The sequence below is a fragment of the Fluviicola sp. genome (assembly GCF_039596395.1).
Lineage (GTDB): Bacteria > Bacteroidota > Bacteroidia > Flavobacteriales_D > Crocinitomicaceae > Fluviicola.
Window position 1 is genome coordinate 1401767 of the sequence record NZ_JBCNJT010000002.1, and the last position, 21751, is coordinate 1423517.

Annotated in this window: 17 protein-coding genes; 13 read left to right on the plus strand and 4 right to left on the minus strand. The window is 43.3% G+C overall.

Annotation, left to right across the window (positions count from 1 at the left end; genetic code table 11):
* Positions 1-26: 26 nt before the first annotated feature.
* Positions 27-374 carry a hypothetical protein gene (locus tag ABDW02_RS14970; RefSeq protein ID WP_343635837.1) on the plus strand — a complete coding sequence of 116 codons (348 nt, stop codon included), beginning with the start codon at positions 27-29 and terminating at the stop codon, positions 372-374.
* A 66-nt stretch (positions 375-440) separates the two neighbouring features.
* On the opposite strand, the gene ABDW02_RS14975 is transcribed toward ABDW02_RS14970, so the two are convergent.
* On the minus strand, positions 441-1289 hold the full coding sequence (locus ABDW02_RS14975; RefSeq protein WP_343635839.1) for an outer membrane beta-barrel protein: 849 nt from the start codon (positions 1287-1289) through the stop codon (positions 441-443).
* Between the two features lie 64 nt (positions 1290-1353).
* Here ABDW02_RS14975 and ABDW02_RS14980 point away from each other — a divergent pair, with 64 nt between their 5' ends.
* Entirely contained in the window at positions 1354-4257 is a 2904-nt protein-coding gene (locus ABDW02_RS14980) for an AsmA-like C-terminal region-containing protein (RefSeq protein ID WP_343635841.1), read from the plus strand.
* Between the two features lie 123 nt (positions 4258-4380).
* Here ABDW02_RS14980 and ABDW02_RS14985 read toward each other — a convergent pair whose 3' ends face one another.
* Together ABDW02_RS14985 and ABDW02_RS14990 are read right to left on the minus strand one after the other, a co-directional pair.
* Positions 4381-5046, minus strand: a complete 666-nt coding sequence (locus ABDW02_RS14985) for a DUF4956 domain-containing protein (protein ID WP_343635843.1) — start codon at positions 5044-5046, stop codon at positions 4381-4383.
* On the minus strand, positions 5018-5818 hold the full coding sequence (locus ABDW02_RS14990) for a polyphosphate polymerase domain-containing protein (protein ID WP_343635845.1): 801 nt from the start codon (positions 5816-5818) through the stop codon (positions 5018-5020). The genes ABDW02_RS14985 and ABDW02_RS14990 overlap by 29 nt, the downstream gene beginning before the upstream one ends.
* Positions 5819-6017: 199 nt before the next feature.
* Between ABDW02_RS14990 and purT the strand changes: the two genes are divergently transcribed.
* The gene (gene purT / locus ABDW02_RS14995; protein ID WP_343635847.1) at positions 6018-7184 is read left to right on the plus strand and encodes a formate-dependent phosphoribosylglycinamide formyltransferase; all 1167 of its coding nucleotides are present in this window, start codon (positions 6018-6020) and stop codon (positions 7182-7184) included.
* 40 nt (positions 7185-7224) lie between these two features.
* Positions 7225-8418, plus strand: a complete 1194-nt coding sequence (locus tag ABDW02_RS15000) for a TIGR03862 family flavoprotein (protein ID WP_343635849.1) — start codon at positions 7225-7227, stop codon at positions 8416-8418.
* Between the two features lie 59 nt (positions 8419-8477).
* Here the strand turns inward: ABDW02_RS15000 and ABDW02_RS15005 are convergent, their stop codons facing one another.
* The gene (locus ABDW02_RS15005; RefSeq protein ID WP_343635851.1) at positions 8478-8870 is read right to left on the minus strand and encodes a hypothetical protein; all 393 of its coding nucleotides are present in this window, start codon (positions 8868-8870) and stop codon (positions 8478-8480) included.
* A 323-nt stretch (positions 8871-9193) separates the two neighbouring features.
* On the opposite strand from ABDW02_RS15005, the gene ABDW02_RS15010 reads away from it, so the two are divergent.
* The 9 genes from ABDW02_RS15010 (at position 9194) to ABDW02_RS15050 (ending at position 21703) form a co-directional block, all read left to right on the plus strand.
* Positions 9194-10534, plus strand: a complete 1341-nt coding sequence (locus ABDW02_RS15010) for a cytochrome c3 family protein (protein ID WP_343635853.1) — start codon at positions 9194-9196, stop codon at positions 10532-10534.
* A gap of 33 nt (positions 10535-10567) precedes the next feature.
* On the plus strand, positions 10568-13906 hold the full coding sequence (locus tag ABDW02_RS15015; RefSeq protein ID WP_343635855.1) for a TAT-variant-translocated molybdopterin oxidoreductase: 3339 nt from the start codon (positions 10568-10570) through the stop codon (positions 13904-13906).
* A gap of 20 nt (positions 13907-13926) precedes the next feature.
* Positions 13927-15420 carry an NrfD/PsrC family molybdoenzyme membrane anchor subunit gene (gene nrfD / locus ABDW02_RS15020; protein ID WP_343635857.1) on the plus strand — a complete coding sequence of 498 codons (1494 nt, stop codon included), beginning with the start codon at positions 13927-13929 and terminating at the stop codon, positions 15418-15420.
* A gap of 9 nt (positions 15421-15429) precedes the next feature.
* Positions 15430-15966, plus strand: coding sequence for a DUF3341 domain-containing protein (locus tag ABDW02_RS15025; protein WP_343635859.1), 537 nt, complete (start codon positions 15430-15432; stop codon positions 15964-15966).
* Between the two features lie 45 nt (positions 15967-16011).
* On the plus strand, positions 16012-16761 hold the full coding sequence (locus ABDW02_RS15030) for a cytochrome c (protein ID WP_343635861.1): 750 nt from the start codon (positions 16012-16014) through the stop codon (positions 16759-16761).
* 28 nt (positions 16762-16789) lie between these two features.
* Positions 16790-17986, plus strand: coding sequence for a quinol:cytochrome C oxidoreductase (locus tag ABDW02_RS15035; protein ID WP_343635863.1), 1197 nt, complete (start codon positions 16790-16792; stop codon positions 17984-17986).
* Positions 17987-18019: 33 nt separating this feature from the next.
* Positions 18020-19303 (plus strand): cytochrome c oxidase subunit II, encoded by a 1284-nt coding sequence (locus tag ABDW02_RS15040; protein WP_343635865.1) that lies wholly within the window; start codon positions 18020-18022, stop codon positions 19301-19303.
* Positions 19304-19350: 47 nt separating this feature from the next.
* Positions 19351-21159: a cbb3-type cytochrome c oxidase subunit I gene (locus tag ABDW02_RS15045; protein WP_343635867.1), complete on the plus strand. Its 1809-nt coding sequence runs from the start codon at positions 19351-19353 to the stop codon at positions 21157-21159.
* A 244-nt stretch (positions 21160-21403) separates the two neighbouring features.
* Entirely contained in the window at positions 21404-21703 is a 300-nt protein-coding gene (locus ABDW02_RS15050; protein ID WP_343635869.1) for a GxxExxY protein, read from the plus strand.
* The last annotated feature ends 48 nt before the right edge of the window (positions 21704-21751 follow it).

Below are 21751 nucleotides of genomic sequence, written 5' to 3' on the forward strand. Positions count from 1 at the left end.
ACAAAATACATAACCGATTCAAAATTATGCATACTAACAATTCACTGAATGTTTCTTTCGAGGACCTCTTTAAATTACTGATAGGACTCATTGCAGACGATCTGAAAGTACAAAAGCATTTGTACCATTTGAGCCTTAGCGGGCTGGACACTACTCCTTTGCAGCTGGAACTTCACCGAAGCATCTTTGTTTTGGCGGGACTGAAGGAATCCGATATTTCCGAAGAACTGGAGGATTGGTACTTCGCCCAAACACAACGAGTCAACAACATTGATCTGAAGCATGACGAACAGGCGCTTTCCGGCTTGTCAGCAGAAATTTTGGAGGGTTTGCTGAAGTTGCGGAATGAGATATACGGGAGGAAGATGGGTTGATAACCGGCTAAAACACAGTGGGCGCGCGATTAATCGCGCGCCCACTGTGTTTTATGAAAAATGGATTTACCACTCAAATACTTTCTTCGCATTCGGGTCTTTGACCTTTTTGGTGCGTGTTTTTGTAGACTCGGGGAAATGGAATGCCATACCGAAGCGGATATTCAGGGCATCCAACCATTCCTTGTGCGGTTCCTGTTTGGAGTAAATATTCGTTAATCCCTTTGAATAAGCCGGGATGACGTAAGCAGAAACATATTTGGAGAAGCGGTACTGGACACCTGCTGAAAATAAGAGGTTAATTCCGGCACTGTTCAGGCCTTCAATGGTTTTTGAAGGATCATCCGGACTGATATCCGATCCCTGTGAATTCACGATGGTGTATTTGGTGCTCATGCCCATTGGAATGTAAGGCTGGAAACCTGCTCCGACCAACAACTGAACGCGTTTTCCGTAAGTGAAGTACAACTGGATCGGAAGAGCAAGCATGTTGTATTTGCGGTCGTAGGAATAAGCGCTGTCATTGTCAGTCGATTTATATTCGTACGATTCTCCGTAACGGTCAATGGATAATCCTGCTTCAAAGCTTAAAAAGCGGTTGATGCGGTTTCTCACACCTGCCTGGTAGGTCCAGCGGTTTACCATCTTTTCGTCTGCCCGGATCCCGATAGGCCTGCCGAACAAATCGCCGTTCTCTGCCAGCCTGTGAGATCCGATACTGTATCCGGCCCCGATAAATACGGTGAAATCCATCATTCCTTTTTCCGGATCGTATTTCGCGGAAGGGTCTTTTGCCTGTTTCTCAGATTCGGCAGTAGTTTTCTTTTTAGTGTCTCCAACCTTCCCGGTAGAAATTTGTGCCTGGTTCACAAAAGGACTAAAAATTAATAACGTTAGGACTGCTAATTGTTTCATGAAAAGCTTATTTTTGGTAGAATTGTAAAGATACAATCTTTGGTTAATACTTAAAAATCCTATCATGTCGAGAAAAGAAAAATTGCCTAAAAAGAAGAAAAGTTTCATTCGCAGACTTTTCAAATGGACAGGACTTACCCTGTTATTCTTATTAATCGCAATCATCCTGATCCCTATAATTTTCAAGGATGAAATCAAGGAAATGGTATTGAAGGAAGTGAGTAAATCCCTGAAGGCTGATGTAACTATCAAAGACTTTGACCTGACCTTTCTTTCCACGTTCCCGAATGTCACTATCCAATTATATGACACGAAGGTAACAGGTAGAACGGAATTTAAGGGCGTAGAGTTGGCAAGTGTCAAAACTATTGAGGCACATGTAGGTTTATGGGATGTAATCGGTGGAGATGAAATCGAAATTGACGAGGTGCATATCTCGGATGCAAAGTTCGATATACGCGTGGATCCGGAAGGAAAAGCGAACTACGATATCGTGATCCCAACGGAAGAAAGACCGGTTGAAGACCAGGAGCCCTCCAAGTTCAAAATGTCTTTGAAAGAATATTCCCTGAATAATATTCAGATCGTTTATGATGACCAGGCTTCGGATATGTATGCCAACATCAAAAACCTGAACCACACCGGCGAAGGAGATTTAACAGCAGACGTGATCGATTTCGAAACAAGTACACAGATGGATGAGCTAACCTTTGAAATGGAAGGCCTGAGCTATTTGTCGAAAGTAAAAACAGATGCGGATGTGAACCTGCTGATGGAATTCAAGGAAGATGATTCCAAATTCACCCTGAAGGAAAACAGTTTTGCTTTGAATAATTTCAAGATGTCACTGGATGGTTTCTACCAGATGCTGAAGGACCATGACCAGATGGACCTGAAATTGAATACCAAAGAGATCAGCTTCAAAGATTTGCTGTCATTGGTCCCAAGTTTCTACCAAAGCGGTTACGAAAGCATGATTGCCAAAGGAGATTTAAAAATGAACGGAGAAGTAAAAGGCCGTTTGGATGAGAAAAATCTTCCGGGATGGGATTTCGGGTTGAATGTAAACCGGGCAAGCATCAAGTACGCAGGATTGGGTTCTATCAATAACATCACGGTGGATGCAGGTTCTAAATTTGCCGGCGGTTCCAACCTGGATAAAATGACTTTGGATGTTACGAAATTCCACTCTGAGTTCGTGGGGAACCTGATCGACGCAAACCTGAAGCTGAGAAACCCGATAACGGACCCGTTGATCAACTCCAAACTGAAGGCAAAAGTAAACCTGGCTACGATCGGGAAGGTGATGCCCCTGGCAGAAGGAGAATCCTACAAAGGTAAACTCAATGCAGATGTGGCATTGAACGGTCGCATGAGTTCGATTGAAAAAGAACAATACGAAAAATTTGACGCGAAAGGATTGATTGAATTATTCGACTTCCTGTATAAGTCCAAAGACTTGAACGAAGATGTGAACGTGAAGGATTTGACTTTCCGTTTCAGTCCGCAAAACCTGACTTTGGAGAAAATGCATGCGAACATGGGTAAATCCGATTTCGCGATGGATGGGAAGATTGATAATTACTTAGGATATTTATTCGGAAACAACAAAGAAGACCAGTTGCTGAAAGGTGCGTTCAACTTCAATAGTAATAACCTGGATCTGGATCAGTTGATGGGTGTATCGAATGCTCCGGCAGCTTCAACGGCTTCTGCAGAACCTGCTCCGGCAGATCCGAATGCCGAGCCATTGTTGATTCCTGAAAACGTGGATTTCAACCTGAACACGAACGTTCAGAAATTGCATTACAACGGAATTGATGTCAACAACCTCAATGGAAATGTAAACGTGAAGGAAGAAGTGGCTTCTTTGAACGGATTGACTATGAATACCATGGGCGGAACAGTTGGCCTTCGCGGAAGTTACAGCTCGAAAGATCACAACAAGCCTGCAATCGATTTGGGTTATAACCTGAAAGAAATCGATATCCAGGAAATTGCTTCACACTTCCTGACAATCGGGAAACTGGCGCCGGTAGCGAAGTATGCAAAAGGAAAGTTCAGTTCTACTTTGAACCTGAAGGGCGATTTGACCAAGGCGTTGGAGCCGGTTTACAATACATTGGCCGGTGACGGGGATTTCTTTACGAATACCGTTACGATAAGTGGTTTTGAGCCGTTGAAAAAACTGGGAGATGCATTGAGCATGGATAAGATTTCCAACCAGACATTCAAAGATGTGAAAGCATTCTTCAGCTTCAAAGACGGAAAGATGAGCCTGAAGAAACCACTGAAGATTAAAATGAGCGGAATCGATACGGAGATTACCGGATCTACTGCCTTTACGCAGGAAATCGACTACAAAATGCTTTTGCAGGTACCGAAAGCAATGATCCCGGGCGGAATTGTTAAAGCGGCCGAACAGGGAATTGCCAAGGTAAACGGTATTGCTCCGAAATTGAATCTGGGATCTATCCCGGATATCATCCCGGTAAATGCATTGGTTGGCGGAACCGTGACCAAGCCGGTGATCAAAACGGACTTCAAGGAAGCTTTACTGAAAGCAACGGGCAACCTGAAAGACAACCTGAAGGCGCAAGGAAAAGAAATGCTGGATAAAGCGAAGGATTCCGTGAAAATCATTGTGAAAGATAAGGTGGATGAAGTGAAAAAGGATTTGATCGCGGAGAAAAACAAGATTATGGCGGACGCACAAAAAGAAGCCGACAAAGTGAAAGCCGAAGCGAAGAAAGCCGGTGACCAGATCCGTGCGGAAGCAGACAAGCAATGTACCGCAGCAATGGATGAAGCCGGAGGAAATATCGTGAAGAAGAAAATTGCGGAAGGAACTTGTAAGGAACTCAAGAAGAAAGCCGACAACAGCGCAAACAAACTCGAAGCGGAAGCACAAACCAAGGCCGATAATATCATGAACAAGGCCCGGGAGAAAGCGGATGCTGTGAAGTAAATTCAGAAATAACCAGTAGGGGCGAATAATTATTCGCCCCTACTGGTAAAACCAACCGGATGTTCAAAAACACGTAGGGCCGCGATTAATCGCGGCCCTACGTGTTTTATATGTCATATTGATTTATTCCGAATCACTCGGTCCTGCTCCGGTGCCGAATGATTGAATGTCTCCGTCGTAGAAGATCATGATTTGAGCAACATCGCGCAGGAAATCAATTTTACCGATCTCAATGCGGTTGATCTTCAAACCGGTTCTTTGCTGAACGTCAACCATCATTTCGTTGTATTTCTCCGGCTGGATCAAATCGATGCGGTCGTAGACAATGATCTTGCGCGTTTCGTGCTTTAAAAGCCACAAATATTCCAAACCTGCTGTTAAAAGGATCAAACAACCGTTCATTAAGCCCATTTCGGCCAGGGAAATTTTGTTCGAAGCCAGGGCATTAATAACCGAAAGACCAATTACCAGGAACAGGTAGGTCATTTCCTTGATCTCGATTCCTTCCGTCCGGTACCTTAAAATCCCGAAGATGGCAAAAAGCCCGAGTCCCATACCGGTGTCGATATCGAGTTTCTTTAGTCCGAAACACAGGAAGAAGGTAATCATACCGATCAGGAAGTACGTGAAAAGGTAATCTTTACGTCTTGCCTTGGTATAATACATGAAGCGGATCAGTATGATAAGAACTACCAGGTTCACGGTCATTCTGAACAGAAGCGCATACAAGTCTTCGTTGAAAAAGGAAATACCGAACAACTTAAAGTCCGGCTGATGGGAGAGAAGCATGTGATGAATTGTTTATTAGTTTTTGTATAAGTAGCTTTTTTGCCTTGAACCTGTTTGCCTTTAAACGATCATCTTCGTAAAGGTCAATCATACCGAAGCAAAATTTGGATATACGGAACGGGCGTACCAGTTCGCGTTTCATTAATTGATAGAAGGGAGAAGTTCTATCGAGTTTGGGCTGTTTTAATTCCGCGATCACAATGGCCGAAAGCGTTTGGTTCTTGCAATTCGGATCATCGAGTGTGCCGTTGATGATGTCAAAATCGATCGTTAAGCGCTCTTCCACCAATTTATTCACCAAAGTGATGCGGCGGTAGCTGTTTACCATGACCGGTTTCAAATCGATTTGCTTTTGCAGTTTATCCAGCAGGAATGTGCGCTGATCGTCTGAAAAATCCGACGTAAAACCATCGATGTTGATGCGGTTCTTATCTGTTCGTCCTTTGATCTTTTCCTTTACTTCCAGGTAAGACTTATTACTGTCCAGATAAGTCCGGATGCGCACTTTAAAGCGGTGCGGAAGGGACTTATGATGATCGTAAAAGAACGAATAGTTGGAATTGTCGAAGTATTGGCTGGTGTAATCAAAGATCACTTTCCCGTCAATGTTCAGCACATCGTAATAGGGGCGCATTTCCTCTAGGAAGGCTTCCAGTTTACTGATGGGAAAGGCAAATTTCTCATCTACGCGGTTCATCAAGGGAGCACGTGACAATTCCTCCAATGAAATGCCATGGTAAGTGTGCAACAAATCAGTTAATTTTCCCTTCATGATAAATTCAAATATAGTTAATAATCTATATGACGTAATTTTTCCTATTGAAGTTATTTAATTTTTGCTGTAAATAGTTAAAAAAATAAAGTGTAAGGTGGTTTCTATTTAGCGAAAGGTTCAAAAGTTGAACAGATTAAAAGTTCAAAATCAATGAAACCCGATTGAACTTTTTGAACTCTTTATACTACTTTTGGACATGCAAAAGAAAATTTTACTCCTGGGTTCCGGGGAACTTGGAAAAGAACTGGTAATCGCTTTACAGCGTTTGGGACAAACAGTTATTGCGGTAGACAGCTATGAAAATGCACCTGCGATGCAAGTAGCGGATTCTTTCGAAGTCATCAATATGCTGGATGCTGTTTCCCTGGATGCAATTGTTGCGAAACATAACCCGGATTTGATCGTTCCGGAAATTGAAGCAATCCGCACGGAGCGTTTCTACGAATACGAGAAAATGGGAATCCAGGTGATTCCTTCAGCGAAGGCGGCTAATTTCACCATGAACCGGAAGGCAATCCGTGATTTGGCGGCGAAAGACCTGGGAGTGAAAACAGCCAACTACCTCTATGCAAAAACAGGTGAAGAATTTGAACGGGCAGTGCTGGAAATCGGTATTCCATGTGTGGTGAAACCATTGATGTCGAGTTCCGGAAAAGGCCAGTCGGTTATCCGTTCGAAAGAAGAAATTTCCAAAGCCTGGACGTACGCCATCGAAGGTTCGCGCGGTGACTTGAAAGAAGTGATCGTGGAAGAATTCATCCCGTTCGATTATGAGATCACTTTATTGACCGTTACCCAAAACAGCGGTGAAACTTTATTCTGCGCGCCGATCGGTCACAGACAGGAGCGCGGAGATTACCAGGAAAGCTGGCAGCCGATGCCGATGAACCCGGATCATTTGAAAGAAGCGCAGGAAATGGCCGCGAAAGTGACCAAAGCGCTTGGAGGGTCCGGTTTGTGGGGAGTAGAATTCTTTATTACGAAAGACGGGGCTTATTTCTCGGAATTATCGCCGCGTCCGCATGATACGGGAATGGTAACACTTGCGGGAACCCAGAATTTCAGTGAATTCGAACTGCATGCACGCGCAATCCTCGGTTTGCCGATCCCATCAATCATTTCTTTGAAAAACGGAGCAAGCGCCGTGGTTCTGGCAGATAGAGAATCGGATAATATCCCAACTTTTTCCGGGTTGGAAGAAGTGCTCCAGGTCGAAGGTTCGGATGTGCGCATTTTCGGGAAACCAACCACGCGTCCTTACAGAAGAATGGCGGTTGTGTTGTATTCCGGGGACCAGGAAGTGACTCAGGTTACAGATCGGGCAAAAGAACTGGCGAAGAAGATCACGATCAACTATAAATAATCAGTGTGAGTGTGAGGGTGAGTTTGAGGAAAAAGAGTGTATGTTGAAACGTGTAGTAATCGTTGGCGGCGGGCCTGCCGGATTAATGGCAGCTACGCAGTTGCTGAAAAGTGACTGTGAAATCCTGGTGCTGGACCAAAAGGCAAGTGTAGGACGCAAGTTCCTGGTTGCCGGTGATGGCGGATTCAATCTCACACATTCTGAAACACCGGGTGAATTCCGGGAGAAGTATGATTCGGACTGGATCAAACAGGCTGTAAGGCAGTTCTCGAATAAGGACTGGATTAAATTCCTGAAACAAATCGGTATTGAGACGAAAGTGGGTTCTTCCGGGAAGATTTTTCCGGAGGATACTATTAAACCGATCCAGGTGCTGAATGCCTGGAAGCAGTTTTTGGAGCCGAAAGTGCAGTTTGTACTAAACACGCGCTTTCTGGACTTCGATGAAAAACAACTAATCGTGGACAAGGGCATTTCTACGCCGCTCGGCAATCCCGGAGAAACAGAAACAATTCCATTTGATTACCTGGTTCTGGCCCTGGGTGGAAAATCCTGGCCGGTTACGGGTTCGGACGGAGCATGGACTTCTGTTTTTGAGCAGAAAGGAATTGCCTTAAATCCTTTTCAACCCAGTAATTCGGGACTCGTTTTGTATGAGAACTGGCTGGGAGATTTGGAGGGAAAAATCCTGAAAAACATCCGGGTTTCCTGCGGTGATCAAAGTTGTTCGGGAGACATCGTATGTACCAGCTATGGTTTGGAAGGGAAACCGGTTTATGCGATCAACAGGGCTTTACGGGAAATGGAAAAACCGGTTTTCAAAGTAGATCTAAAGCCTCAAATGACCCGTGAAAAGGTGTTTGAAGTATTAAAAAAAGCAAAGAATCCATCACAGGGATTAAAAGAACTAAAGCTGGGTGAAGTAGCGGTGTTCTGGATCAAAAATTTCGTTTCCAAACAGCGGTTTTTAGATCCGAAAGAATTGGCTAAAGCCATCAAGGAATTTTCGATCGGCATCAAAGGTTTCCGGCCGATTGAAGAGGTGATTTCCTGCGCGGGCGGGGTGGCAGACTCCGAACTGTCGGAATCGGGAGAATTGAACCGTTTTCCGAACGTATTCGTTGCCGGAGAAATGATCGACTGGGATGCGCCTACCGGAGGTTATTTGATACAGGGATGTGTTTCGAGTGGATACGTTTCGGGCAAAGCCATAAAATTATCAATTATGAATTAAGTAATTATCAAGAATGCTCTTGATAATTGATACTTGAAGAATTGATAATTAATTACTAATTACTGATCGATCCGCGGCAAATTAATCTTCTCTTTTACAATAAAACCCGTCGGGAATTGCGCTGCAGTAGCTGCTTTGACCTTTTCTGCTTCCAATTGTGTTCTGAAATCACCGACCTTCAAAAAATAATGAGGCGCAACGAATTCCACGTAGGTGTCTACTTTCGGAAATTGTGCTGAAAAACGCGAACGGGAATCGTCAATCACCGATTTATTGGAGTCAAAAGCCAATTGAAGGCGGTAACCATTGATTTCGGGTGCCGTTGTGGCCGTTGAACCCTGACCCTGAGCACGCACCAAATCATCGATTCTACTATCTTTAACAATAGTAACCTGAGCATTTCCTGCATAGGAAATAATCAATAGCGCTGTCATCAAAATCACCTTTCTCATATCAAATAGCTTTTGGCAAAGTTAAGCGATTTTTTTTAGGCGCTCCATTCATGGTGTATTTGCTGGTTTCATTGAAAAAAAACCGGCCGAAAATTTACCTGTAAACCGGCCGAATCAGACGTAAGTGTTAGCAAATTAGGGGATTGTTAAGAAATGTGAAAGAAGGGAGTTATTTAGAATCATTTTAAATTAAAAAATCGGGTGCAGAAATTGTCATAAAACTGTCACAGAAACCCCTTATTCTTCTAAATTTGCCATCGTTAATTGCTGTGTTAACATAGTGTTGACAACATATTGTAGAAACAAAAATATCTAATAATCAGATGTTTAGAAGTATAAAACAATGGTGTATCGGTGCGCTTTCAACAGTTTTTGTTGTTGGTGCATTTGATAGTTTCGCTCAGGTTGATGGCGGAGCGTTATTTAAAGCGAAGTGTGCTACATGTCACTCCCCGCACAAAGATGGTACAGGTCCGAAACTGTTCGGAGTTCGTCAGAAATGGGCTGACGGCGGAGCAAAGGAAGGATCTATTTACCAGTGGGTAGCTAACTGGAGTGTTGCTGCTGCTTCAGATCCTTACGCTGCTAAAGTGAAGGATACCAAGCCAACGGCGATGAACACATTCCCGGATTTGGCTGGAAAGACAAAAGAAATCGATGCAATTTTTGATTGGGTTGATTCTCAGCCTGATCCTGCTGCTGCGGCTGAAGGTGGTGATGCTGCAGGTGCTGCTGCTACAACAACAGGTGAAGTAGAAGAAGAAGGCCTTTCCTGGGTTTGGATCCTGATGGGTGTTGTGTTCGTTGTAATTATTATGGCTGTTGGTGGTGTACGCCGTCAGTTGAGAAACGCAACGAAAGAGCACGACGGACAAACTGTGAATGATGATCTTTCATTCGGACAGGAATTCAAAGCGTGGGCCTGGAAATACAAGCGTTACGTTGGAATCGGTGGATTGGTGATTACACTTTCATTAATCGTTTCTTTATTCCTTTCCCTGTATTCAATCGGGGTGTTGGAAGATTACCAGCCGTCTCAGCCGATCGAATTCCCGCATGACATTCACGCAGGAAAAAACCAAATCGATTGTAAATACTGTCACAACTCTGCAATTGACGGAAAAACGGCAGGTATCCCAACTGTGAACGTTTGTATGAACTGTCACAAGCAGATCAACGGAAATACTCCTGAGCAACAAGAGAAAATCGCTAAGATTTACGCGGCAGCCGGTTACGATCCTGCAACTCAGAAATACTCCGGAAAAACAAAAGAAATTATCTGGAACAAGGTTCACGTTTTACCTGATCACGTTTACTTCAATCACCAACAACACGTAGTTGCCGGGCAAGTTGATTGTAAGCAGTGTCACGGTGATATGACAAAAATGAACGAAACTGCTAAAGTACAGCCGGTTTCCGAATTGAACAAGGTAGAAGGTAACATTCCGTTGACGAAAGCAACATTGACAATGGGATGGTGTATCGAATGTCACGCTGAGAAAGAAATCTCTGCGGGGTCATTGGATTCTAAAGGAAGCAATTATTACAATGAAATACATAACCGTTTGTTAAAAGACAGAAAATTATACAACAAGTTCCTTGAGGACAAGAAAATAACGGTTAAAGAATTAGGTGGTTGGGAGTGTGCTAAATGTCACTATTAATCAATCTCGAACAGTAGAACAAAGATTATGGCTATGTCAAAAAAATATTGGAAAGGTCTTGATGAATTGCATGAAACACCTGCATTCATTGAGTCAAGAGACCAGGAGTTTTCTCCGTCTGTTTCTGTTGACGAATTCTTAGGTGATGATCAACTTGCTGAGACATCAACGGCACGTCGTGACTTCTTGAAATTCTTAGGATTCAGTGTTGCAGCTGCTACAGTTGCGGCATGTGAGGCTCCGGTTACAAAAGCTATTCCTTACGTTGTTAAACCGGAAAACGTAACACCTGGTGTTGCTACCTGGTATGCGTCCACTTATTACGATGGAAACGCATATGCAAGTATTGTTGTTAAAACACGTGAAGGTCGACCTATTTATATTAAAGGAAACCGTGATTTCGGATTTACGCAGGGAGCTTTAACTCCTCAGATCGTATCATCCGTTCTTTCTCTTTACGATAACGCTCGTTTGAAAACGGCTCAGGCTAAAGGAGGGAAAGATATTTCATGGGATAAATTAGACGGTGCTGTTCAGGCAGAATTGGCTAATATCAAGAAATCAAACGGTAAAGTTGCTTTCGTTGCAAACTCGGTAATTTCTCCATCTATGCAAGGTGCTATCGTGGACTTGTCTACAAGTATCTTCGGAGAAGTGAAAGATGCAAACGGAATGGCAACGGTTCACCCGAATTTCAACTTCATCCAGTACGATGCGATCTCCTACGCAGGAATGCGTGAGGCAAACATGGAATCATTCGGAATGCGTGCAATTCCTGATTACGATTTCACACAAGCTAAAACGATCGTAAGTATCGGTGCGGATTTCTTAAGTACGTGGTTGCTTGGAAATGCATTCTCTGCTGATTACGGAAAACGCCGTAACCCGGACGGAGAGTGGATGAACAAACACTTCCAGTTCGAATCAACAATGTCTATCACAGGTTCAAACGCAGATTACCGCGGAATGATCAAGCCTAGTGAGCAGGCAAATGTATTGGCTTATATCCTTGGTAAATTCGGAGTGAATGCTGGAGTTTCTTCTGCTTTGCCGAAAGAAGCGCAGTCTGTTGCAGACGCTGCTGTAAAAGCATTGAAAGCTTCCAAAGGAATGTCAGTAGTTGTTTGCGGTTCCAATAACAAAGCCCTTCAGATCCTGACAAACAAATTGAACAGCGTATTGGGAGCTTACGGAAAAACAATCCGTTTCGACAAGCAATTGCAACTATTCCAGTCCGAAGATGCGAAAATGCAGAAACTGGTTTCTGATGTGATCGCCGGAAAAGGACCGGATGCAGTATTCTTCCTGGGAACAAACCCTGTTTACAACTTACCGAACGGTAAAGCGTTTGCAGAGGCACTTGAAAAAGTTAAGATCAGCGTTTCATTGTCCGGTTACGGAGACGAGACAGCTACAAAATGTACATACATTGCTCCTGACCACCATGCATTGGAATCCTGGATGGATTACAATCCGAAAGCGGGTCATTATGCAATTGCTCAGCCAACTATCCGTCCGTTATTCGATACAGCTTCCGCAATGGAGTCGCTATTGGTTTGGGCCGGAAAGAAACACCGTGGAGGAAAAGATTCACGTGTAGCTTATGAGTACATTCAAAAGAATTGGGAAATGTATGGTTTCCCGATGCAGACAAAATACACGGATTTCAATACGTACTGGGAGATGGCTATTCACAATAGCTGTAACGATGATTTCGTAATGCCGGGTGCTCCTGTAGTGTTCAACGACGCTGCAATGGGTAAAGTAGCAGGTAAATTACCGAAATCCGGAGCTCTTGAAGTAGTATTGTACCAAAAAGCAGGTATTGGAAACGGAGATATGGCGGGTAACCCATGGTTGCAGGAGATGCCGGATCCGATTTCTAAAGTGACTTGGGATAACTACATTACCATGTCGCCTGAGACCATGAGAAAAGAAGGTTACGCAACAACTTTCGACCAGGAGAATGGATTGAACACGGCAACTGTAAAAGTTGGCGGAGAATCCATCACACTTCCGGTTTACCCGTCACCGGGACAAGCAGCAGGTACTATCGGTATCGCTCTTGGATACGGACGCGGAGAAGGAAACGAGAACATCGGTAACGCGGCATTCGTAACAAAACAATACGGAGGTTTCGAAACAGATGCAAAAGGTAACCGCGTATCCGTTGGTAAAAACGCATACCGCTTCCTTACATGGGAAAACGGAACATACCAAAGTGATGTGATCGGATCTTTGACAAAAGCAGGATCAGATCTATATCCAATCGCAGCAACACAAATTCACCATACGGTAATGTCCCGTAACTCTATCGTTAGAGAAACAACTTTGGACATTTACCAAAACGAAGAGCCGGGAGCTTACAACCACAAGCACGTGTTACATACACATGAAGGTGAAGTTCCGATCTCAGAATTCGATTTGTGGGATGCACACCCGGTAGAAAATATTGGTCACCGTTGGGGAATGACCATCGACTTGAACCAGTGTTTCGGTTGTGGTGTTTGTATCATTGCTTGTCAGGCTGAGAATAACATCCCGGTAGTTGGTAAAGACGAAGTACGCAGAGGTCGTGAGATGCACTGGTTGCGAATCGACCGTTACTTTGCTTCCAGCGAAGAAGCTGCTGTAGGTACACGTAAAGATCCTGTTTTAGGACATTTGGATTACGTAGAATCAGAAATCCCTACTGCAAACCCGGCTGTAGTTCACATGCCGATGATGTGTCAGCAGTGTAACCACGCTCCGTGTGAAACGGTTTGTCCGGTTGCTGCAACAACGCACTCAAACGAAGGATTAAACCAAATGACTTATAACCGTTGTATCGGTACACGTTACTGTGCTAACAACTGTCCTTACAAGGTTCGTCGTTTCAACTGGTTTAACTACCCATCTTATAAGAAATTTACAGAAATCAACCCTGCTCAGGACGATTTAGGACGTATGGTATTGAACCCTGACGTTACTGTTCGTACTCGCGGTGTGATGGAGAAATGTTCATTCTGTGTTCAGAAAATCCAGTCTGTGAAATTAGAGGCTAAAGTTCAAAACCGTACGGTTCAGGATAGTGACTTCGAATCTGCTTGTTCAGATGCTTGTCCTGCCGGAGCTATCGTATTCGGTGACTGGAACGATGTAAACTCTAAGATCCGTAAAGTATCTGCAGATAAGCGTTCATACCAGGCTTTGGAAGAAGTAGGAGTGAAGCCAAATGTTTGGTACCAGGTGAAAGTTCGTAACAACGACAATGCTGAATTGGATAAAGTTGTTGCAGATGCCAAGAAAGCTGAGCACGCTGCTCATGCCGGACATGGTGAGCATGCTGCAAAGCATGAGCAACCGGGACATGGAAATAAAGTAAATCATTAATTGCTAAAAATTAAAGTCTAATGCATAAGGAAGCTGCAATTCGTGAACCCCTCATATTAGGTCACAAGACGTATCACGAGATTACCGAGGACGTATGTAAACCGATTGAGGATAAAGCACCGCGCATGTGGTACATTTTATTCGGTATCGCTTTAGTTATCGGATTATACGGAGTAGGATGTATCTTTTACTTGTTAGGAACAGGTATTGGAGTTTGGGGTCTTAACAAAACCGTTGGTTGGGCTTGGGATATCACCAACTTCGTATGGTGGGTAGGTATCGGTCACGCCGGAACCCTGATCTCAGCAGTATTGTTATTGTTCCGTCAAAAATGGAGAATGGCGATTAACCGTTCTGCTGAGGCGATGACAATCTTCGCTGTATTCATGGCAGGTTTGTTCCCGTTGATTCACATGGGTCGTTTATGGGTAGGTTACTGGACACTTCCATTGCCAAACCACTTCGGTTCATTATGGGTTAACTTCAACTCACCGCTACTATGGGACGTATTCGCGATCTCCACGTATCTTTCCGTATCACTGGTATTCTGGTACATCGGTTTGATTCCTGATTTCGCAACGATCCGTGACCGTGTGAAGAAGCCGATTCCAAAGAAAATGTATTCCATCCTTTCTTTCGGATGGTCCGGACGCGCGAAGCACTGGAACCGTTTCGAATTGGTTTCATTGGTATTGGCAGGTGTTGCTACACCGTTGGTATTCTCGGTTCACTCCATTGTATCCTTTGACTTTGCCACGTCGGTAATCCCGGGATGGCATACAACGATCTTCCCTCCGTACTTCGTAGCGGGAGCGGTATTCTCCGGGTTCGCGATGGTACAAACACTTTTATTGGTGATGCGTAAGGCCATGAAACTGGAGGCTTACATCCACACCAAGCACGTGGAGTACATGAACATCGTAATCATGGTAACAGGATCTATCGTAGGTACTGCATATATCACCGAGTTATTTATTTCCTGGTACTCAGGTGTTGAATACGAAGCATACGCTTTCTTCAACAGAGCAACCGGACCATACTGGTGGGCTTACTGGTCCATGATGACTTGTAACGTGGTTTCACCGCAGTTGATGTGGTTCAAGAAATTAAGAAGAAGCTTGTTGTTTACATTCATCATTTCCATTGTAGTAAACATCGGTATGTGGTTCGAGCGTTACGTAATTATCGTAACATCTATTCACCGCGATTACTTACCGTCTTCCTGGTCTATGCACTACCCAAGTCACATCGACTTAGGTGTATATGTAGGAACGATCGGATTGTTCTTCGTGTTCTTCTTGTTGTTTGCCCGTTTCTTCCCGGTATTGGCGTTGAACGAATTGAAAACAATCCTGAAGTCATCCGGAGAATCTTATAAAAACGACACTGCTCCTGTTCACCCTTATTTTGCTAAAAACGGTCATGGTAGTCACGGACACGATCACGGACCGGATTCAGGTACAGGACACGCTGACCCTAACGCGGAAGGCACAAACGATATTAACAATCATTAATAGAGAAACATGGCAGAGAAAGTAATTTATGCAATGTATGACGACGACGATGTGCTAAAAGACGGCGCAAAGAAGTTAGTCGCTAAAGGAGTTAAAGTAGCTGACGTGTTTTCTCCGTTCCCGATTCACGGTATTGATCCGATCATCGGTGTAAAACACACACGTTTGGGTATCATGGCATTCTTGTATGGTTTGACAGGTACTACTTTGGCAACACTTGGAATGAACTATTTCATGATCCACGACTGGCCGATGAACATCGGTGGTAAGCCGAACGATACATATTTGGATAACGTTTTGGCTTTCATTCCGATTACGTTTGAGTTCACCGTATTATGTGCTGCTCACGGAATGGCGATCACTTATTTATTATTGAATAAGACTTTGCCTGGAATGCCGGCAACAAACCCTGATCCTCGTACAACAGATGATAAATTCGTAATGGAATTGCGTTTATCAGACAACGGTCAGTTTTCCGAAGGAGAATTGATGGCGATGTTGAATGAGACGGGAGTGATAGAAATAGATCAAAAAGATATTCATTAATTAACTGTAGATCTTAAGTCTTACAGAGTTTAAAGACCAATACAGATGAAAGTAAAATTCAAGGCATTTGCACAGTTTTCAGTGGTAGCGTTGCTGGCAGCAGCGTGTTCTTCTGATCCTGATAGTGCAGGTTTAGAATACATGCCTGATATGTATCGTTCTCCTGCGGTTGAGCCGTATGTTGATTATGGTGAAGTTCGCGGACAGATCAATGATGAAATGAAAATGCGCCGTTCCGCAATGGTTCCGCCGCGTTATGCAATTCCTTATTGGGGTACTGATTCGGCAACTGTTCATACCTTACTTCCATACCACCGTATGCCAGGTAGATTGTTTGCAGAAACACATGGTTTGTACCAGTATGATTTGTCTTCAAACGAAGATGCGGATTATGAATACAAAATGGCTGCTGCTGACGTGAACCCGATCAAGTTGACTTCCAAAGAAGTTGCTGATAAAGTGTTCGCTGACGGAAAAGCATTGTACCAGGTAAACTGTAATCACTGTCATGGTGAGAAAGGTGACGGAGAAGGACCGATGGTTAAATCCGGAGCTTATACCGGTGCGGCTGTATTGAGTGGTTTAGCGATCCAGGAAGGACAAATGTTCTATTCTATTTACTACGGTAAAGGAATGATGGGATCCCACGCATCTTTGTTGAATAAAAAAGAGATCTGGACTTTGGTACACTACGTAAGAAAGTTCCAGGATGCGAAGTACGGAACGTTTGACGCAAACGGTGCTCCGGCATGGGGAGCGAATGCGGCGGTAGCTGATACAACGGCAAAGAAGTAATATTTACTAAGACAGAAAACAAATAGAAATGGAATTCAAGATTTCATCAAAAGCAAAATCCCTTACGGTAGTCCTGATGTTGTTAGGAGTTATCGGCCTTTGTTTGGGTATTTGGGTAGAATTTAGTTGCCATGGAGGTGAGCATTTTAAAACACGTTTCTTAGGAAACTTGCTGGTAGATAGCTTCTTCTTCTTCGCGATCGGTTTAGGAGCATTGTACTTCCTGGCTTTACAGTACGCAACTGAAACAGGTTGGTATGCTTCTGTTAAGCGTATCATTGAAGGAGTAGCGGGTTACCTGCCTTACGGTATCGGATTGATGTTGATCACTCTATTGACACTTTCTTTGATGAAAGGTGGAGGTATCTACGTTTGGATGGATAGCGAGCATGTACAGCACGACCCGATCTTAGTAAAGAAATCGGCTTATTTGAACCAGGTATTCTTCTGGATCAGAACATTGGCTTACATGGGAGTTTACTTCATCTTCTGGAGAGGTTTCAAAATGCGTTCATTGGAAGAGGATCGTGTTGGCGGATCAGCAATTCACTTCACGAACTATAAAAAAGGAGCGTTGTTCTTAGTATTCTTCGCAGTGTTCTCTTCAACTTCCGCATGGGACTGGATCATGTCTATTGATGCGCACTGGTTCTCTACCTTGTTCGGATGGTACGTATTCGCAGGAATGTGGTGTTCTACAATGGTTGTTTTGGTAACATTGACATTGTATTTGAAAAAACAAGGATACCTGAGTAAAGTAAATGAAAACCACATCCACGATTTAGGAAAATGGACATTTGCAACATCTTTCCTATGGTCATACTTGTGGTTCTCTCAGTTCATGTTGATCTGGTACGCAAACATCCCTGAAGAGGTGACATACCATTTGACACGTATTGAAGATTTCAAAATGTTGTACTTCGGTATGTTCTTCATCAACTTCGCATTCCCGATGTTGCTGTTGATGTCCCGTGATGCAAAAAGACACGCTGGTGTATTGACTGCAGTAGGAGTAATCATTTTCGCAGGTCACTGGGTAGATGCATACTTGATGGTAATGGGAGGTTCGATGGGTAAACATGCTTACATCGGAGCGATGGAAATCGGAATGGCGCTATTGTTCTTAGGATTCTTTATCAGAGTGATCTTAACGAACCTGACAAAAGCTCCATTGATGCCGGTAAATCACCCGTTCCTGGACGAAAGTATTCACCACGAAATTTAATAAGGCACTTGTTGTTACGATAAAATAAAAAACATGACAAAGCTAATCGTATTAATAGTTATCATTTTAGGAGTTATTGCCGTCGCACAGCTGGTGCGTATGTATGAGCTTTCTTCTAAACTAAGAAATCGTCGTGAGGAAGACATACCGAATCGCGATAACCGTTTAAACGCAACCTTATTATTGGTGTTTATGCTGGCATTTTTCGCATCGGTATTGTACTTGTTTGCTGAGTACGGGTTTACCGGTCGCGGGGAAGCTGCTTCGGTTCACGGAAAAGGAACTGACTGGTTGATGGATTTGAACTTGTGGATCATTATTGCAGTATTCTTCTTAACGAATGCTTTATTGTTCGGATTCGCTTTCAAATATGTTCGCAAACCGGGAGTAAGAGCATATTGGTTCCCGCATGACAACCGTTTGGAGTTGGTTTGGACAGTAGTTCCGGCTATCGTTTTGGCCGTGATCATCATCCTTGGATTGAGATCCTGGAATGAGCAAACAGATCACGCTTCCAAAGAGGCTATCCGAATTGAGTTATTCTCCAAGCAGTTTGACTGGACGGTTCGTATGTCAGGTGACGATAACACATTGGGGTATTTCGACTACAAATTGACAAACGACAATAACCCGATGGCTTTGTTGACGACAAAAACAATCCAGGATGCGATCGACAGTATGGAAAACAGTTCAACTGGTATTCGTGCGTTGGAAGCTAAATTGAACAACCCGAAATTGATTTTTGTTCCTGAAGACCATGATTTAATGGTGAAGGATTTGGCTAGAAAAGAGCGCATGATCCGTATGTTGTACCAATTGAAAGCGCGTCACAACAGCGCATTGGATGCACGTGCAATGGATGATATCGTATTCAATGCGAATGATACCTTATTCTTGTGTAAAGGACAGGATTACGAATTCAACTTCCGTTCGAAAGACGTTATTCACTCTGCTTACTTCCCTCATTTCCGTGCTCAGATGAACACGGTACCGGGACAAACTACACGCTTTAAGTTTACTCCTTCCATTACAACTAAGGAGATGCGTGAGAAAATGCACAACCCGATGTTCAACTACGTATTGATGTGTAACAAGATCTGTGGATCTTCCCACTACAAAATGAAGTTGATAGTTGTTGTATTGGATAGACCGGCTTACAACAAGTGGTATAAGAGAGTTTCTAAGTTTGATCCGAAAGCGGCTGACGCTTGCAAGACATTCAGAAACATCTATGCAGTAGGTAAACCAAAGGCAGCAGCACCGGCTGATTCAACTGCAGTGGCAGCAAAAGATTCTGCTGTCGTAGCAGCAATGTAATCACGCAATAATTAATTAAGTAAACAATAAAGTAAAAAAATAAAATCATGGCAGCTCACGAAGCACACGCACATCACGACGCTCATGGACATCACCACCATGAAGAAGGTTTTATTTCTAAATATATTTTTAGTCAAGACCATAAAATGATTGGAAAGCAGTTCCTGATGACTGCTGTATTTATGGGGGTAGTGGCAATGTTACTATCTATCTTGTTCCGTATCCAATTGGCTTGGCCGGGTGAGGAATCGGATTTCCTGTCATTTTTCCTGGGTGAAACCTGGGCTCCGGGAGGAGTAATGAAAGAAAGCATGTACCTGGGATTGGTTACGATCCACGGTACGATCATGGTATTCTTCCTGTTGACAGGTGGTTTGTCTGGTACGTTCTCAAACTTACTTATTCCGTTGCAAATCGGTGCGCGTGATATGGCTTCAGGTTTCCTGAACATGTTGTCATACTGGATGTTCCTGATCTCTTCTTTGATCATGTTGGCGTCTTTGTTTATCGAAACAGGACCTGCGTCTTCCGGTTGGACAATCTACCCTCCGTTATCTGCATTGCCACAAGCAATTGAAGGTTCCGGTTTGGGTATGACTATGTGGTTGGTTTCCATGACAATCTTTATCGCTTCGTCTTTGTTGGGTTCATTGAACTATATCGTGACTATTTTCAACTTGCGTACAAAAGGAATGAAAATGACTCGTTTGCCATTGACAATCTGGGCATTCTTCATTACTGCGATCTTAGGGGTATTATCCTTCCCGGTTCTATTGTCTGCTGCATTGTTGTTGATGATGGACCGTTTGGCAGGAACTTCTTTCTACCTTTCTGATATCATTGTTGGATCTGAAATGTTGGAAAACCACGGTGGATCACCATTATTGTACCAGCACTTATTCTGGTTCTTAGGTCACCCGGAAGTATACATCGTATTATTACCGGCATTGGGTCTGACGTCGGAGATTATTTCTACCAACTCACGTAAACCGATCTTCGGTTACCGTGCCATGATCGGTTCAATCCTTGCGATTGGTTTCTTATCGTTCATTGTATGGGGTCACCACATGTTCATTACAGGTATGAACCCGTTCATCGGATCGGTATTCGTATTTACAACCTTGTTGATTGCGATTCCTTCTGCTGTAAAAGTGTTTAACTACATCACAACAATCTGGAGAGGATCCAACATCTACACTCCTGCTATGTTGTTCTCAGTAGGATTGGTTTCTACATTCATTACAGGTGGTGTTACAGGTATTATCCTTGCTGACTCTGCTTTGGATATCGCAGTTCACGATACTTACTTCGTTGTGGCTCACTTCCACATTGTAATGGGTATGTCGGCAGTATTCGGAATGTTTGCGGGTGTTTACCACTGGTTCCCTAAAATGTACGGACGTATGTTGAACACACGTTTGGGATACGCTCACTTCTGGGTAACTATCGTTGGAGCTTACGGAGTATTCTTCCCGATGCACTTCGTTGGATTGGCAGGAGCACCACGTCGTTACTACGATTACTCCGTTTACGGTGATTTCGACAAACCGACACAAGAGATGATTATGGACTTGAATGTGATTATCACGGTGTTTGCGATCATCGCGGCATTTGGTCAGTTGATTTTCTTGTTCAACTTCTTCTACAGTATTTACAGAGGTCCTAGAGCGGTTCAAAACCCTTGGAGATCGAACACATTGGAATGGACAACTCCTGTTGTTCACGTACACGGAAACTGGCCGGGAGCAATTCCGGAGGTTCACCGTTGGCCTTACGATTACTCGAAGCCAGGAGCAGAAGAGGATTTCATTCCTCAGATTGTTCCTTTAGCTGAAGGTGAAGAAGGAGATCATTAGAAATTGATAGATATTCAAAGGCGGTTCGAAAGAGTCGCCTTTCTTTTTTTGCTAACCACATAGTTCACATAGAACACATAGTTAGGATGTCGTTGATTTTTATTATATTAAATATATAATCCATTATTCACAGTAATATGACAAAATCTTATTTAGACGAACTGACTTATGAAATTATTGGAGCTGCTATTAGGTCCATACTCAATTAGGCCCAGGGTTATTAGAAAGCATCTATCATGAATGCATGAAAATTGAACTGACAAATAGAAATATTCCCTTCAGAACCGAAATGTCTGTTCCAATATCCTATAATGGCCAAATATTAGAAACTATATTGCGTTGTGATTTGTATGTTGCAGATTGTGTAGTAGTCGAGTTAAAAGCGGTCAAAGCTTTTGAACCAATATTCGAAGCGCAGGTACTAACTTATATGAGGCTTTTGGATTCCCCTAAGGGAATACTTATTAACTTCAATTGTATGAGTATTTTTCATGGAGGTCAAAAAACACTTGTAGGTGACAAATATCGAATACTTACGGAATAAATAATAACTATGTGTTCTATGTGAACTATGTGGTTTAAAGATGATTCT

What these genes read in the sequence shown, in the direction of transcription:
- ABDW02_RS14970 (WP_343635837.1), top strand. Translation starts at nt 27, where the DNA reads ATGCATACTAACAATTCACTGAATGTTTCTTTCGAGGACCTCTTTAAA.
- ABDW02_RS14975 (WP_343635839.1), bottom strand. Translation starts at nt 1,289, where the DNA reads ATGAAACAATTAGCAGTCCTAACGTTATTAATTTTTAGTCCTTTTGTG.
- ABDW02_RS14980 (WP_343635841.1), top strand. Translation starts at nt 1,354, where the DNA reads ATGTCGAGAAAAGAAAAATTGCCTAAAAAGAAGAAAAGTTTCATTCGC.
- ABDW02_RS14985 (WP_343635843.1), bottom strand. Translation starts at nt 5,046, where the DNA reads ATGCTTCTCTCCCATCAGCCGGACTTTAAGTTGTTCGGTATTTCCTTT.
- ABDW02_RS14990 (WP_343635845.1), bottom strand. Translation starts at nt 5,818, where the DNA reads ATGAAGGGAAAATTAACTGATTTGTTGCACACTTACCATGGCATTTCA.
- purT (WP_343635847.1), top strand. Translation starts at nt 6,018, where the DNA reads ATGCAAAAGAAAATTTTACTCCTGGGTTCCGGGGAACTTGGAAAAGAA.
- ABDW02_RS15000 (WP_343635849.1), top strand. Translation starts at nt 7,225, where the DNA reads ATGTTGAAACGTGTAGTAATCGTTGGCGGCGGGCCTGCCGGATTAATG.
- ABDW02_RS15005 (WP_343635851.1), bottom strand. Translation starts at nt 8,870, where the DNA reads ATGAGAAAGGTGATTTTGATGACAGCGCTATTGATTATTTCCTATGCA.
- ABDW02_RS15010 (WP_343635853.1), top strand. Translation starts at nt 9,194, where the DNA reads ATGTTTAGAAGTATAAAACAATGGTGTATCGGTGCGCTTTCAACAGTT.
- ABDW02_RS15015 (WP_343635855.1), top strand. Translation starts at nt 10,568, where the DNA reads ATGTCAAAAAAATATTGGAAAGGTCTTGATGAATTGCATGAAACACCT.
- nrfD (WP_343635857.1), top strand. Translation starts at nt 13,927, where the DNA reads ATGCATAAGGAAGCTGCAATTCGTGAACCCCTCATATTAGGTCACAAG.
- ABDW02_RS15025 (WP_343635859.1), top strand. Translation starts at nt 15,430, where the DNA reads ATGGCAGAGAAAGTAATTTATGCAATGTATGACGACGACGATGTGCTA.
- ABDW02_RS15030 (WP_343635861.1), top strand. Translation starts at nt 16,012, where the DNA reads ATGAAAGTAAAATTCAAGGCATTTGCACAGTTTTCAGTGGTAGCGTTG.
- ABDW02_RS15035 (WP_343635863.1), top strand. Translation starts at nt 16,790, where the DNA reads ATGGAATTCAAGATTTCATCAAAAGCAAAATCCCTTACGGTAGTCCTG.
- ABDW02_RS15040 (WP_343635865.1), top strand. Translation starts at nt 18,020, where the DNA reads ATGACAAAGCTAATCGTATTAATAGTTATCATTTTAGGAGTTATTGCC.
- ABDW02_RS15045 (WP_343635867.1), top strand. Translation starts at nt 19,351, where the DNA reads ATGGCAGCTCACGAAGCACACGCACATCACGACGCTCATGGACATCAC.
- ABDW02_RS15050 (WP_343635869.1), top strand. Translation starts at nt 21,404, where the DNA reads ATGAAAATTGAACTGACAAATAGAAATATTCCCTTCAGAACCGAAATG.